This is a genomic window from Streptomyces sp. NPDC090025 (assembly GCF_044748125.1).
Classification (GTDB): domain Bacteria; phylum Actinomycetota; class Actinomycetes; order Streptomycetales; family Streptomycetaceae; genus Streptomyces.
In genome coordinates this window covers 1-13,688 of the sequence record NZ_JBIVFL010000009.1, presented here as the reverse complement: position 1 = coordinate 13,688, position 13,688 = coordinate 1, and the positions used below count along the sequence as shown (strand labels likewise).

The window sequence follows — 13,688 nt, the reverse complement described above, 5'->3', positions numbered from 1 at the left end:
TTGGGGTCAGCGGTCAGCGGATCTCGAGGATCTTCTCCCGCATCGCGTAGACCACGGCTTCCATCCGGGAGTGCAGCTGGAGCTTCTCCAGGATGTTGCGGACGTGGTTCTTCACGGTGTTCTCGGAGATGAACAGTTCCTTGGCGATGTCCCGGTTGTTCATCCCGGTCGCGACGAGTTTCAGGACCTCCAGCTCGCGGTCGGTCAGCCGGGGCGCGGGCACCAGGCGCCGCTCGTCGGTGCGCTGGATCATCGACTTGAACTCGGTGAGCAGCTTCGACGCCATCGACGGGCTGATCTGCGACTGGCCGTCGGCGACGGCGCGGATCGCGGTGGACACCTCGTCGGTGGAGATCTCCTTGAGGAGATAGCCGGTGGCACCGGCCTTGATCGCGTCGTAGAGGTCGGCCTCCTCGTCGCTGATCGTCAGCATGATGATTTTCGCGCTGGGCGCCACTTCCTTGATGGAGGTGCATGCCTCGATGCCGCCGCGTTTGGGCATCCGGACGTCCATCAGCACGATGTCGGGCAGCAGATCGGCCGCCTTGTCGACGGCTTCCGCGCCGTCGCCCGCCTCACCGACGACCTGGATGTCCTCTTCCTGGGCGAGGACGATCTCCAGTCCGCGGCGGAAAAGGGCGTGATCGTCCACCACGAGGACCCGGATCGGCTCCGCTCGCGACGAATCGCTGGCCGAATCCATTCCTTCCGAGCCCTCCGGATGCACCGGTCCTTCGAGCCTTCGCCCGCTCTGCACCGGCCCGAAGCTGTTCGCCATCGTTCCTCCCCCTGAAGGCCATGGCCTGAAGTCGTGTGCCCAATTGCTCTGGTGGTCTCCAACCGCTGCTCGGGGAGCCGTGGTTGGTCGCTCGCCATGATTTCATGCCCGGGCGCATCCGCGGTGATCCCGTGACCGCCCGAGGTCGCACAGGGGTGCGCACCGTCGCACAGGGGTGCCCCTGGGAGCGCCCGGAAGGCGCTCCCAGGGGCACCGGTCGGATCAGCTTCCGCGGCCCGCGGCCGGGGGTTCAGCCGCCGAGCGCACCGCCCGCGCCACCGCCCTCGGCGAGCGGGTCGCTCTCCAGGTGGATGACGCCGTAGTCGTAGGCGTGGCGCCGGTAGACCACGCTGGGCTGCTTGGTGTCGGAGTCGACGAAGAGATAGAAGTCGTGGCCGACGAGCTCCATCTCGTAGAGCGCCTGGTCGAGGGTCATCGGGGCGGCCTTGTGGGTCTTCTCCCTGACCACCAGCGGGCCTTCGCCCTGGACCTCGATGGAGCCCATCATGGTGGTGGTCACGCCCTTGCCCTCGTCGGCGACGAGTTCACCGTTGGTGTCGAGCTCGGCCGCGCCGTGCACCACGTCACCGACCTCGGCCGCCGAGAGCCGGCCCGCGCCGCGGCGGGTGTAGCGCTTGTCGTGCTGCTTGCGCAGCCGGGCCTCCAGCTTGTCGCTGGCGAGGTCGAGCGCCGCGTAGGGGTCGGCCGCCGCTGCCTCCGCCCGGATCACCGGGCCTCGGGAGTGCAGGGTGATCTCCACCCGGTCCGACCTGTCTGCCTGTCGCGGATTGGGCTCCTTGGACACCTCGACGTCGAGGCTGATCACCTTGCCGTCGAGCTTCTGGATCTTCTCCGGCTTCAGCTTCTCGGCCACGTGCTTCCGGAACCGCTCGGGCACCTCGGTCTTGCGGCCCTTCACGACGATGTCCACGCAGAACTCCGTTCCCGGATCGCCCGGTCCGGCTCCTTGGCCGGCGAGCTTCTCCCTTTGCACCAGACCCCGGCGTTTACCGGAGTCTCGGACTTGGCGACTTGACCTCTGTCCTCCCCAGTCGACAAGCTCCCCACCCCACCAACAAGAGGTTAATTCGCCCTGAACTCCCGTCCTGTAGGCGCACCCGTGCAATGGGTGAGGTGCGGCTTTCGCCATTCCTCACAACCGAACATAGCTCCTTCGGACGGGTGTCGGCACCCGGTGGCGCCAGTTACCTCCGTTCGGGTGTTTTCACCTCTCACCACCTGCAACGATGCAAGATCTGCGAGAGTTCCGGTTTATTTCGAACGAAGCCGGAGAGGATGCGACTACCGCCGCCACCGGCTGTTCGAAAAGCATGTCCTCACCGTTTCGCCGCGCGCCGTCCGGAAATCCCCGCGACATGAACGGACGGTGTACAGCGATCCCGGCGTTCCCGGCCGCCTCCGCACGGCCTCCTGCCGCGGTGACGGCCCGCGCCGCCTCCGCGAGCGAGGCCCCGGTGGTCATCAGGTCGTCCACCAGCACCACCCGGCCACCCGCGCCGACGGCCCGCGCCAACACCCGCAGCCCGTCCGGGGCCACCTCCAGCGCACCCGCCAGGTTCGCGAGCCGCCCCCGCGCCCCGAGCCCCGCCTGGTCCCGCACCGCCCGCCGCTGCCGCAGCACCGGGAGCACCCGCGCCGCCCGGCCCGCCCGCCGCAGCCGCCGCGCCGCCGCCAGCGCGATCCGCCGGGTCGGATCGTGCCCACGCGCCCGCACCGCCCGCCGCGCGGACGGCACCGGCACCAGGAGCAGCAGCCGCGCCCCCGGCCCGCCACAGGCCCCTTCGGCGGCCGTCACGGCACCGGCGAGCGCCACGCCGAGCGGCCCCGCGAGCGCCAGCGCCCCGCGCTCCTTGTGGGCGATGAGAAGACCCCGTACCGCCCCCTCGTACCGCGCGGCGGCACACACCGGCGGCAGCCCCACGGGCTCCGGGTCGGGCCGCACGGGGCGCGGCCCGACAGCCGTCAGCTCGGCCTCGCACGACGGGCACAGCGCCGTGCGGGACCGCCCGCAGCCCTCGCAGCAGACCGGCAGCATCAGACCGGCGACCTCTCGCCACCACCCCCGCATGGCTCCACTGTCCTCCCACCCGGCACGCTCGGCCACCCCTGTGGAAAACCCCCTGTGGACAACCCGCCGCCCAGGTCCGGCGGAACGCGAACGGCCCCGCCCGGCACCTGCCGGACGAGGCCGTCCACCTCGTACTCACCCTGCGCCCGGCCCCGTACCCGCCGGGTGCCCACGCGTGGCTCCGCCGCTCAGCCCGGGTACACCGGCGAGCCGCCGCTCTTGACGACCGGCTGCCAGTTCGCCCCCGGCACGAGCCGCACGATCCCGTCGTTGCCGGAGTCCGCGACCACCGGGGCCTGCTCGCCGTAGGGCGCGGCCACCGCGTCGACGCCGTTGAGGCCCGGCAGCACGGACGTGGCGGAGGTCGAGCCGTCCGTCTGCACGTACCGCACCTGCTGCACCCCACCGGCCTCGGTGCCGACCACGACGAGCCTGCTCGGCCCCGCCCACGACACCGACGTCACCGACGAGAGCCGCGGCGCCGCGTTCTCCAGATCGGTGACCGCGACGGTCTGCCCGTCGTCGGTGAAGGTCCGCTCCACCCGGCCGATCTGCAGCGTCGTGTGATGGTCCTTGGTGACGAGCAGCGCGATCCGCACCCCGTCCGCCGACACCCGCAGCGACTCGACGCGCGCCCCGTCGCGCAGCCACGGCGTGCTCACCTCGATCCGCTCGCCCTGGCCGCCCGGCACCATCCACAGCCGCGGCTTCACCGGGTTGCGGTCGGCCACCCACAGGTCGCCGCGCCCGTCCCAGCTCGGCGCCGACAGCCGGTCGGCCGGCCGGACCCCGCTGCTGGTGACGACCGCGGGGGGCAGTTCCTCGTCGGCCGTGATCGAACCGACCCGCAGCTCACGGCCCTCCTGGACGACGCCCGCCGCGTGGCTCTCCTCTCGGTCCACGGCCACCGCCTTCAGCGGCACCACGCCCTTGCCGAACGGCCCCGGCACCTCGGTCGGCCGGTCCGGCTGCCGCCCGCCGACCGACAGCGTCATCAGCTTGCCGTGCTCGTCGACGAAGTACGGATTCTCGCTGTGGCCCGCGTTCCTGACCGGCGCGTACTCGTCGCGCGCCTGCGCCTTCCCGAGCAGGCACAGCCGGTCGCCCTTGCTGCCCTGGATCTCGACCTGCTCGACCCGCACCGATGTCAGGTCGCCGAGGGTGAACAGCAGCTGCGCCGCCATCCCCTTGCAGGCCACCGCGCTGACCCGGTCGGCCTTGGCGTTCAGCGGCACCTTCAGGGTCGACTGATCGTCGGTGACGAGCGTCGTGACACCCGGCGCCAGCTGCGTACCGGACGGGAATCGCGAGTCGACGGCCGGATCGAGCCAGCCCGTCGGCCCCTCCAGGAGCGCCTTCACGGTCTGCGCCACCGGATCCATCCGGGTGACCGGGTCCTGCCGCTGCCGGATGTAGACGGGGTCGGCGACCACCCAGTTCTCGCCGGACGCGAAGTAGTACTTGTTGACCGACCGGTAGTTGCGCAGGAAGTCCGCCTCACCGAGCACCAGGCCCTTGGGCAGGCTGTCGATGCGCCATTCCTTGCTCTTGCCGTCCGCCGACGGCTGCTGCACCACATGGATCGACTGGTTGTACTCGCCGGGCGCGTTCGGCTGGTACGCGTGGCTCGCGTCGACCGTCGCGATCTGCCGCCCGGACAGCGGATAGGTCCGGCCCTTGCTCTCGTCGGCCGGCCGGTCGGCCTGGTCGCGGTCCGGCGCGTTGGTGAGCACCGAAATGCTCTCCTCCGGCTTCCAGGCCCGCACGGCCTTCCGGGTCAGATACTTCCGCGCGGTCGCGAAACCGGGGTCGTCACTCGTCATCGCCTCCAGGAAACCGTCGACGATCTCGTCCGGATCCGCGTTCTCGCGGGGCGCGACCGCGTACACCCGCACCTGCGAGTCACCGGGGTTGGACGCCTTCACGGCCTGGACCTCGCCGCTGTCCGGCATGGTCGCGCACCCGGCCACCAGCAGCGAACCGCAGGCGGCGAGCACGACCCCGCGCAGCGACCGGGCCCGCCCCCGGGCCACCGGCCGCCGCCCGTCCCGAACGCCTCGAACGCCCTCGGCGCCCCGAAGGTCAGCGCTCACCCGTCCCGTCCTCCCGCTCGGCGCGCGTCGACGCCATCGCCTCTCCCGTGGCCTCGCCGTCCGCGGGCCGGGTCACCACCCGCGCGCCGCTGCCGGGCAGCGCCGTCGGGTCGGCCGTCGGCCGCGGCACCGGCGGCAGCCTCGGCGGTACGGGCAGGGCCGGGCGGTCCGCGGGCTGCACCGGCACCGCGGCGAGCCGCCCGCCCGCGCCGTTCGTCGTCGAACCGTCGCCGCCACCGGCGGCGGCCCCGCCCGCGGCGAGCGCGGCCTGCTCGCGGTTGCGCCGCGAGTCCTCCGGCTCCAGCGGTATCGGGGAGCCGCGCAGCGGCTCGTCCGCCGTACGGGGCAGGGTGAGCCGGAACTGCGAACCGCCACCGGGCTCGCCCCACGCCTGCAGCCAGCCGCCGTGCAGCCGGGCGTCCTCGACCGCGATGGACAGGCCGAGGCCCGTACCACCGGTGGTACGCGCGCGTGCCGGGTCGGCCCGCCAGAACCGGTTGAACACCCGGGTCGCCTCGCCCGGCTTCAGACCCACGCCGTAGTCGCGCACGGCGACCGCGACGGCGCCGCCCGCGGCGGCGAGCCGCACCACGACGTCCCGGCCCTCGCCGTGCTCGACGGCGTTCACCACCAGATTGCGCAGCACCCGCTCGACCCGGCGGGCGTCCGCCTCGGCCACCACGGGCTGCTCGTCGCCGATGACGACGATCCGGGTCCCCTTGCGCTCGGCCAGCGGCTCGGCGCCGCCGATCACCCGCCGGACCACCGCGCGCAGGTCTATCGGCTCGGCCTCCAGGCTCGCCGCGCCCGCGTCGAACCGGCTGATCTCCAGCAGGTCCGAGAGCAGCGACTCGAACCGGTCGAGCTGGTCGCCGAGGAGCTCGGCGGAGCGCGCGGTCACCGGATCGAAGTCGACCCGGGCCTCATGGATGACGTCGGCCGCCATCCGCACGGTGGTCAGCGGGGTGCGCAGCTCGTGCGAGACGTCCGAGACGAACCGCCGCTGCATCCGCGACAGGTCCTCCATCTGCTGGATCTTCAGCTGGAGGTTCTGCGCCATCTTGTTGAACGCCTCGCCGAGCCGCGCGATGTCGTCCTCGCCGGTGACCTTCATCCGCTCCTGAAGGGTGCCGACGGACAGCCGCTCGGCGATCCCGGCGGCCATCCGCACCGGCGTCACGACCTGCCGCACCACCAGCCACGCGATCGCCCCCAGCAGCACCACGACGAACAGCCCCGCCGTCGCCAGGGTGCCCTTGACCAGGGTGAGGGAGTCCTCCTCCTGGGCCAGCGGGAAGAGGTAGTAGAGCTCGTACGGCGTGCCGTCGGCGTCGTTGAGCCGCTTGCCGATCACCAGACCGGCCTCGGGCGCCTTGCCGCTGGTGTAGTGGATGCGGGCGAACTTCTGGTACGTCGTGGTGCCCTGCGCCACGCTGTGCCGCAGCTCCGCGGGAATGCTGGTGGTGGGGTCGACCTCGCCCGAGGCACGGGCGCCGCGGCTCGCCGTGTCCCCGGTCTCCAGGGACAGCGCGACCACGTTGTAGGCGCTCTGACCGCCACTCGCGAGCTGCTCGACGAGCGTCGAGCGCCAGTTCACGGACGCGCCGGTACGGCCACCGTCCTGGTCACCGGGCGCGGACGGCGTGGTCGCCGCCCGGTCCTGAGCCGCGGAGAACCCACCGGCGGCCTGACTCTGCGCCGCCCGCTCCTTGGCCTCCAGCAGACCGTTGCGCACCTGGCCGATGACGACGAGGCCGAGCAGCAGCACCACACCGAGCGACATCAGCAGGGTGCCCGCGACGACCCGCACCTGCAGGTTGCGCCGCCACAGCCGGACGGCGGGCAGCAACGGCCGCCGCACCCAGCGCACGACGAGCCGGAACACCGGGCCGCCCGGCGCCCCGTCCTGCAACAGACGGCCGAATCGCGAGCCCCCCCGTCCCGGTCCGGCAGCCCGCCCCGTACGGACTCCCGGATCCCCGGGCTTCGGAGCAGCACTGCCCGCAGTCATGTCAGCTCGGTCCTGCCTTGTAACCGACCCCACGGACGGTGACCACGATCTCGGGGCGCTCCGGGTCCTTCTCGACCTTCGAGCGCAGCCGCTGGACGTGCACGTTCACCAGCCGGGTGTCGGCCGCGTGCCGGTAGCCCCAGACCTGCTCCAGGAGCACCTCACGGGTGAACACCTGCCACGGCTTGCGGGCGAGCGCGACGAGCAGGTCGAACTCCAGCGGCGTCAGGGCGATCGACAGCCCGTCCCGCTTCACGGAGTGCCCGGCCACGTCGATCACCAGATCGCCGATGGTCAGCTGCTCCGGCGCCGGCTCCTCCGACCTCCGCAGCCGCGCCCGGATCCGGGCGACGAGCTCCTTCGGCTTGAACGGCTTCACGATGTAGTCGTCGGCCCCGGACTCGAGCCCGACGACCACGTCGACGGTGTCGCTCTTGGCCGTGAGCATGACGATCGGCACCCCGGACTCCGCCCGGATGAGCCGGCACACCTCGATCCCGTCCCGCCCGGGCAGCATCAGATCGAGCAGCACCAGATCCGGCTTGGCCTCCCGGAACGCCGCGAGCGCCTTGTCGCCGTCCGCGACGAACGACGGCTCGAAACCTTCACCTCGGAGCACGATGCCGAGCATCTCGGCCAGTGCCGTGTCGTCGTCGACGACAAGAACGCGTCCCTTCATATCGACATCATCCCATTTCCGTATCAGTCTCAAGGCGGCTGGTGAGATACCTCACTGACCTGCGGGGACGTCGGTGTTCGCCCGCTGTGAACCGCCGGTGCCCGTGGGTGTTGATGTCAGACATGGATGCCAGCACGTGACCCCCGTGGTCGCCCCGAACCGTACCCCGTACGCCCGACTCCGGCCCAGAGCCGAGCTGGCGCATCCCCACCGGCCCGATCGTCACCCGCACGCGGCGGCCGGAGAACCCGGCTCGCCCCGGCCGGCGCACGAGCGGACGACAGCCGCCGGACGGCCGCCGGTCCCCGCAGCGCGCGGGCCTCCCCGGTGTGCGAGGACTCCCCAAGCCCCGCCCGGGATTCTGATCCCTCGGCCCCGCCCGCAGGTGGGGCGCGCGTGGCACGATGGCTCCCGGCCCACCGCCCCGAACGGCGCACGGCCCCAGACACCGAGCCGACTCGCCGAGCCGGCCCCGCGACCAATCCTCGAGGTGGACGACCGTGAACGACACTCCGGGCTGGACCTCGCCCGGATCCGCGCCCTCCGACGGCCACGACGGCACCGGGATCCCCGGGCCCGCCGCGCCCGCCGACGCCGCGGGTCCCGACGGCTCCGCCGGTCAGTGGTCGAAGCAGCAGCCGCCGGCCGGCCAGTGGCAGCCGCCGTCCGCCGCCACGGTCCCCGCCCCGCCGCAGGCCCCGACCCCCACCTACCCCGGCCCCGGCTGGGGCGGACAGCCCCCGCAGCGCCACTGGGGCCCGCCCGCCGCGGCGAAGCCCGGCGTGATCCCGCTGCGCCCGCTGACCCTCGGCGACATCCTCGACGGCGCCGTCACGACCATGCGCCGCTACTGGCGGACCGTCCTCACCATCAGCGTGACCGTCGCCGTGTTCACGCAGATCGCGGACATCCTCTTCCAGCGCTTCCTGATGCCCGCCACCACGCCGATCGACCCGGACGCGAGCCCCGAGGAAGCACTGACCCAGAGCGTCGACAGCCTCAAGGACTCGCTGGTCGGCATGGCACCGGCGTACGTCATCATCGTCGCCGCCGGCATCCTCGTCTCCGCACTGCTCACCGTCGTGGTCAGCCGGGCCGTCCTCGGCAAGCCCGTCACCCTGGGCACCGCCTGGCAGGAAGCCCGGCCCCGGCTGCTCCAGCTCCTCGGCCTGACCCTGATCGTGCCCCTGGCCGGCGGCGTCATCATGTTCGTCGGACTGCTGCCGGGCATGCTCCTCGGCGGCGACGCGGGCGGCTTCCTCTCCTTCCTCGGCGGCGTCTGCGCCTTCGCCGCCGTGATGTGGATGACCATCAGCTTCTCGCTGGCCTCTCCCGCCCTGATGCTCGAACGCCAGGGCGTGGTCAAGGCGATGAAGCGCTCCGCCAAGCTCGTCCAGGGCTCCTGGTGGCGCATCTTCGGCATCACCCTGCTCACCCAGGTGCTGATCTTCCTGGTGCAGATGGTGGTCGCGATCCCGTTCCTCGGCATCGCGCTCGCCGCCTCCGGCGAGGGCCTCGGCGACCTCGCCAGCGGCAACGTCCCGGACACCACCTGGACCTTCCTGATCATCACGGGCATCGGTGGCGTCGTCACCAGCGCCGTGACCTACCCGTTCTCCGCCGGTGTCAGCGTCCTGCTCTACATCGACCAGCGGATCCGCCGCGAGGCCCTCGACCTCGAACTCGCCCGCGCCGCCGGCCTGCCCGGCTACGGGGGCTGATGGCGTGACGGTCACGGGGGGACCGACCGCCGACGTACCCGTGGACATCCCGCGCCTGCCCGCCCAGGAGGCGGCCGAGCGCGAACTGTCCAAGCCGATGTACCACGAGCACGAGCCCAACCTGCTCCAGCGCGGCCTCGACCGCTTCCTCGACTGGGTGGGCGGACTTTTCGACAGCGCCGCCGGGCACGCGCCCGGCGGCGTCGTCGGACTCATCGCCGTCGTCCTCGTCGCACTGGCCGTCGCCGCCGCCCTCTGGTGGCGCCTCGGCACCCCGCACCGCTCCCCCGCCGCCATAAGCGACTCCCTCTTCGACGACAGCCCCCACACCGCCGCCGAACACCGGACCGCCGCCACCCGCCACGCCACCGCGGGCCAGTGGAACCAGGCCGTCCAGGAACGGATACGGGCCATCGTCCGCGCCCTCGAAGAACGCACCCTGCTCGACCCGCGCCCCGGCCGCACCGCCGACGAAGCCGCCGCCGAGGCGGGCCGCTCACTGCCCGCCCACGCCGAGGCGCTGCGCGCCGCCGCCCGGTCCTTCGACGACGTCACATACGGCGCCCGGACCGCCGACGAAGCCGCGTACCGCCGCATCGAGCAGCTCGACGGCGCCCTCGAACGCACCAAACCGGTCCTCGCCACGGCCACCGGCGGCGGCTTCACGGAGGCGCCCCGATGAGCCGGACGCCCACCAGCACCACCTCCACCTCGCTCACCCCGCACCAGCTCTGGACCCGCTCCCGCGGCACCCTGCTGCTCCTCGCGCTGCTCCTGACCGGCGGAATCCTCGTCGCGGCCGTCCAGTCCGCCGACCACGGCGGGCGCCTCGACCCCCGCTCCGCCGACCCTGCGGGCAGCCGTGCCGTCGCCGAACTCCTCCAGGCCCAGGGCGTCACCCTCCAGGTGACCGACAGCCTCACCGAGGCCACCACCGCCACCGGAGCCGACACCACCCTCCTGGTCACCACCCCCGACCTGCTGACCCCGCGCCAGCAGTCCACCCTGTACGGGGCGATGACCCGCTCTCCGGGCCGCACCGTCCTGCTGACCCCGGGCAGCCCCTCCCTGCCGACCCTCGCCCCCGGGATCGACACCGGCCGGGCCGTCCCCGTCAGCACCCGCGAAGCGGGCTGCGCACTGCCCGCCGCCACCCGCGCGGGCAGCGCCGAACTCGGCGGCGAGCGCTACCGCACCGGCGGCACCACCGCCGACTCCTGCTACCTCGCCGACGGTCTGCCGACCCTGGTCCGACTCCCCAACACCGGCACCGGCACCGGCGACACCGTGCTCCTCGGCTCCGCCGAGCTGCTCACCAACGAGCACCTCGCCCGCGAGGGCAACGCGGCCCTCGCCCTGCATCTCCTCGGCTCCCGCCCGCATCTCGTCTGGTACCTCCCCTCCCTGGCCGACGCACCCGCCGACGCCACCGGGGCCTCCGACGACCCCACCGACTCGTTCCTCGATCTGATCCCCTCCGGCTGGCTGTGGGGCACGCTCCAACTCGCCCTCGCCGCCGTCCTCGCAGCCGTCTGGCGAGGCCGCCGCCTCGGCGCCCTCGTCCCCGAACGCCTCCCCGTCGCGATCCGCGCCTCCGAGACCACCGAAGGCCGCGCCCGCCTCTACCGGAAGACCGACGCCCGCGACCGCGCGGCGACCGTCCTGCGCACCGCGACCCGCGACCGGCTCGCCCCGCTCCTCGGCGTCCCCGGCAGGGACGCCCACTCCCCCGAACTGCTGCTGCCCGCGCTCTCCGCCCGGCTCCCCGCCAACGCCGGAGACCACCGGGACCTCCTCTTCGGCCCGGTCCCCACCAACGACGCCGCCCTCGTCCGCCTCGCGGACCAACTCGACGCCCTCGAAAGAGAGGTACGCACCTCATGAGCGCCCCGACCCCCGCGACCCCGACGAGCTCGGACAGCGCCCGCGCCTCCCTGGAGGCCCTGCGCACCGAGATCGGTAAGGCCGTGGTCGGCCAGGACCCCGCCGTCACCGGTCTCGTCGTCGCCCTGCTCTGCAAGGGCCACGTGCTCCTTGAGGGCGTCCCCGGCGTCGCCAAGACACTCCTGGTGCGGGCGCTCGCCGCCACCCTCGAACTCGACACCAAGCGCGTCCAGTTCACCCCGGACCTGATGCCGAGCGACATCACCGGCTCACTCGTCTACGACACCAGAAGCGCCGAGTTCTCCTTCCAGCCCGGCCCAGTCTTCACCAACCTGCTGCTCGCCGACGAGATCAACCGCACGCCCCCGAAGACGCAGTCCTCGCTCCTGGAGGCCATGGAGGAGCGCCAGGTCACCGTGGACGGCACACCCCGCCCACTGCCCGAGCCCTTCCTGGTCGCCGCGACCCAGAACCCCGTCGAGTACGAGGGCACCTATCCGCTGCCCGAGGCCCAACTCGACCGCTTCCTGCTGAAGCTGACGGTCCCGCTGCCCTCACGGGAGGACGAGATCAACGTCCTCACCCGCCACGCGCAGGGCTTCGACCCGCGCGATCTGAAGGCCGCCGGAGTCCGCCCCGTCGCGGGCCCCGCCGAACTCGCCGCCGCCCGTCAGGCCGTCGCCAAGATCGCCGTCTCGGCCGAGATCACCGGCTATGTCGTCGATATCTGTCGTGCCACTCGTGAATCCCCCTCGCTCACTCTCGGCGTCTCCCCCCGAGGAGCCACCGCCCTGCTCTCCACCGCCCGCGCCTGGGCCTGGCTCACCGGCCGGGACTACGTCACCCCGGATGATGTGAAGGCCCTCGCCCTGCCCACGCTGCGGCATCGCGTCCAACTGCGGCCCGAGGCCGAGATGGAGGGAGTGACCGCCGACACGGTCCTCCAGTCGATCCTCGCCCACGTCCCCGTACCCCGCTGAGAACGGCACCCCATGGCCCTCACCGGACGAACAGCCCTGCTCGCCGCCATCGGATCGCTCCCCGTCGGCATCCTGGCCCCGAGCTGGACCGGGATGCTCGCGGTGAACGCGCCGCTCACACTCGCCATTCTGTGCGACTACGCGATGGCCGCGCCAGTGCGAACACTCCAGTTCACCCGAAGTGGTGATACGTCTGTTCGACTGGGTGACGGAGCCGAAGTCCAGCTCACCGTCACCAACCCGTCGCGCCGCCGACTCCGCGCCCAACTCCGCGACGCCTGGGCCCCCAGCGCCGCCCAGCACCCGGCCCGCCAGCGGCTCACGGTGCCCGCCGGAGAGCGCCGCCGCATCACCACGGCCCTGCGTCCCACCCGCCGCGGCGACCGCAAGGCCGAACGCGTCACGGTCCGCTCCTACGGCCCCCTCGGCCTGGCGGCCCGTCAGGGCAACCACCAAGTCCCCTGGACCGTACGGGTCCTGCCGCCCTTCGCCAGCCGCAAGCACCTCCCCTCGCGCCTGGCCCGGCTCCGCGAACTCGACGGCCGCACCAGCGTCCTCACCCGCGGCGAGGGAACCGAGTTCGACAGCCTCCGCGAGTACGTCCCCGGCGACGACACCCGCTCCATCGACTGGCGGGCCACCGCCCGCCAGAACACCGTCGCCGTCCGCACCTGGCGCCCCGAACGCGACCGCCACATCCTCATCGTCCTCGACACCGGCCGCACCTCCGCGGGCCGCGTCGGCGACGTCCCCCGCCTCGACGCGGCGATGGACGCGGCCCTGCTGCTCACCGCGCTCGCCGCCCGCGCCGGGGACCGCGTCGACCTGCTGGCCTACGACCGCCGCGTCCGCGCCCACGTCCGGGGCCGCTCCGCGAACGACATCCTGCCGGCCGTCGTCGACGCGCTGGCCCCGCTCGAACCCGAACTCGTCGAGACCGACGCCCGCGGCCTCGCAGCCACCGCCCTGGCCCGCGCCCCGCGCCGCTCCCTCGTCGTCCTCCTCACCGGCCTGGACGCCGCCCCCGTCGAGGAAGGCCTGCTCCCGGTCCTCCCGCAGCTCACCCGACGCCACACGGTCGTGGTGGCCTCCCCCGCCGACCCGTACGTGGCCCGGATGGCCGGCACCCGCGGAACGATCGAGGGCGTGTACGAGGCCGCCGCCGCGACCCAGCACCAGTCCCAGCGCGTCCGCACCGCGGAACAGCTCCAGCGTCATGGCGTCACGGTCGTCGACGCCACCCCGGAGAACCTGGCCCCGGCCCTGGCCGACGCCTATCTCGCGCTGAAGGCGGCGGGCCGGCTCTGACAGATCGTTCCCTCCACGCTCGGGCGAGGAGGGAACAGAAATCTGGCCGTGAACGCAGAAAAGCCCCGCACCATAAGGTGCGGGGCTTTCCCACAATGATTGTTCGGCGGCGTCCTACTCTCCCACAGGGTCCCCCCTGCAGTAC

11 protein-coding genes are annotated in these 13,688 nt (G+C 72.7%); 5 read left to right on the top strand and 6 right to left on the bottom strand.

All coding sequences use genetic code 11. The features are described from left to right. Positions 1–13 precede the first annotated feature (13 nt). The 6 genes from ACIPXM_RS20880 to mtrA form a co-directional block, all read right to left on the bottom strand. Entirely contained in the window at positions 14–778 is a 765-nt protein-coding gene (locus ACIPXM_RS20880; protein ID WP_401657452.1) for a response regulator, read from the bottom strand. Positions 779–1,028: 250 nt separating this feature from the next. Then, on the bottom strand, positions 1,029–1,709 hold the full coding sequence (hpf, locus tag ACIPXM_RS20875; RefSeq protein ID WP_401657450.1) for a ribosome hibernation-promoting factor, HPF/YfiA family: 681 nt from the start codon (positions 1,707–1,709) through the stop codon (positions 1,029–1,031). A 294-nt stretch (positions 1,710–2,003) separates the two neighbouring features. Then, a complete protein-coding gene (locus ACIPXM_RS20870; RefSeq protein WP_401657448.1) occupies positions 2,004–2,867 on the bottom strand; it encodes a ComF family protein in 864 nt (287 codons plus the stop codon). Between the two features lie 188 nt (positions 2,868–3,055). Further along, positions 3,056–4,819, bottom strand: a complete 1,764-nt coding sequence (locus tag ACIPXM_RS20865) for an LpqB family beta-propeller domain-containing protein (protein ID WP_401657924.1) — start codon at positions 4,817–4,819, stop codon at positions 3,056–3,058. 130 nt (positions 4,820–4,949) lie between these two features. Then, the gene (gene mtrB, locus ACIPXM_RS20860) at positions 4,950–6,971 is read right to left on the bottom strand and encodes an MtrAB system histidine kinase MtrB (protein WP_401657446.1); all 2,022 of its coding nucleotides are present in this window, start codon (positions 6,969–6,971) and stop codon (positions 4,950–4,952) included. A gap of 1 nt (position 6,972) precedes the next feature. Continuing rightward, positions 6,973–7,650, bottom strand: coding sequence for a two-component system response regulator MtrA (gene mtrA / locus ACIPXM_RS20855; protein ID WP_401657444.1), 678 nt, complete (start codon positions 7,648–7,650; stop codon positions 6,973–6,975). A 500-nt stretch (positions 7,651–8,150) separates the two neighbouring features. On the opposite strand from mtrA, the gene ACIPXM_RS20850 reads away from it, so the two are divergent. Genes ACIPXM_RS20850 through ACIPXM_RS20830 form a run of 5 tightly spaced genes read left to right on the top strand, consistent with a single transcriptional unit; the run spans position 8,151 to position 13,543 of the window. Further along, entirely contained in the window at positions 8,151–9,371 is a 1,221-nt protein-coding gene (locus ACIPXM_RS20850) for a hypothetical protein (RefSeq protein WP_401657442.1), read from the top strand. Positions 9,372–9,375: 4 nt separating this feature from the next. Next, positions 9,376–10,053 carry a DUF4129 domain-containing protein gene (locus tag ACIPXM_RS20845; RefSeq protein ID WP_401657440.1) on the top strand — a complete coding sequence of 226 codons (678 nt, stop codon included), beginning with the start codon at positions 9,376–9,378 and terminating at the stop codon, positions 10,051–10,053. Beyond that, positions 10,050–11,255 carry a DUF4350 domain-containing protein gene (locus ACIPXM_RS20840; protein ID WP_401657438.1) on the top strand — a complete coding sequence of 402 codons (1,206 nt, stop codon included), beginning with the start codon at positions 10,050–10,052 and terminating at the stop codon, positions 11,253–11,255. The genes ACIPXM_RS20845 and ACIPXM_RS20840 overlap by 4 nt, the downstream gene beginning before the upstream one ends. After that, complete coding sequence (locus ACIPXM_RS20835) at positions 11,252–12,235, top strand: AAA family ATPase (RefSeq protein ID WP_401657436.1); 984 nt, start codon at positions 11,252–11,254, stop codon at positions 12,233–12,235. The genes ACIPXM_RS20840 and ACIPXM_RS20835 overlap by 4 nt, the downstream gene beginning before the upstream one ends. Before the next feature lie 12 nt (positions 12,236–12,247). Beyond that, entirely contained in the window at positions 12,248–13,543 is a 1,296-nt protein-coding gene (locus tag ACIPXM_RS20830; protein WP_401657434.1) for a DUF58 domain-containing protein, read from the top strand. Positions 13,544–13,688 lie beyond the last annotated feature (145 nt).

Coding starts and splice junctions, on each gene's coding strand:
- ACIPXM_RS20880 (WP_401657452.1), bottom strand. CDS start 778: ATGGCGAACAGCTTCGGGCCGGTGCAGAGCGGGCGAAGGCTCGAAGGA.
- ACIPXM_RS20870 (WP_401657448.1), bottom strand. CDS start 2,867: ATGCGGGGGTGGTGGCGAGAGGTCGCCGGTCTGATGCTGCCGGTCTGC.
- mtrA (WP_401657444.1), bottom strand. CDS start 7,650: ATGAAGGGACGCGTTCTTGTCGTCGACGACGACACGGCACTGGCCGAG.
- ACIPXM_RS20865 (WP_401657924.1), bottom strand. CDS start 4,819: ATGCCGGACAGCGGCGAGGTCCAGGCCGTGAAGGCGTCCAACCCCGGT.
- mtrB (WP_401657446.1), bottom strand. CDS start 6,971: ATGACTGCGGGCAGTGCTGCTCCGAAGCCCGGGGATCCGGGAGTCCGT.
- ACIPXM_RS20840 (WP_401657438.1), top strand. CDS start 10,050: ATGAGCCGGACGCCCACCAGCACCACCTCCACCTCGCTCACCCCGCAC.
- ACIPXM_RS20830 (WP_401657434.1), top strand. CDS start 12,248: ATGGCCCTCACCGGACGAACAGCCCTGCTCGCCGCCATCGGATCGCTC.
- ACIPXM_RS20835 (WP_401657436.1), top strand. CDS start 11,252: ATGAGCGCCCCGACCCCCGCGACCCCGACGAGCTCGGACAGCGCCCGC.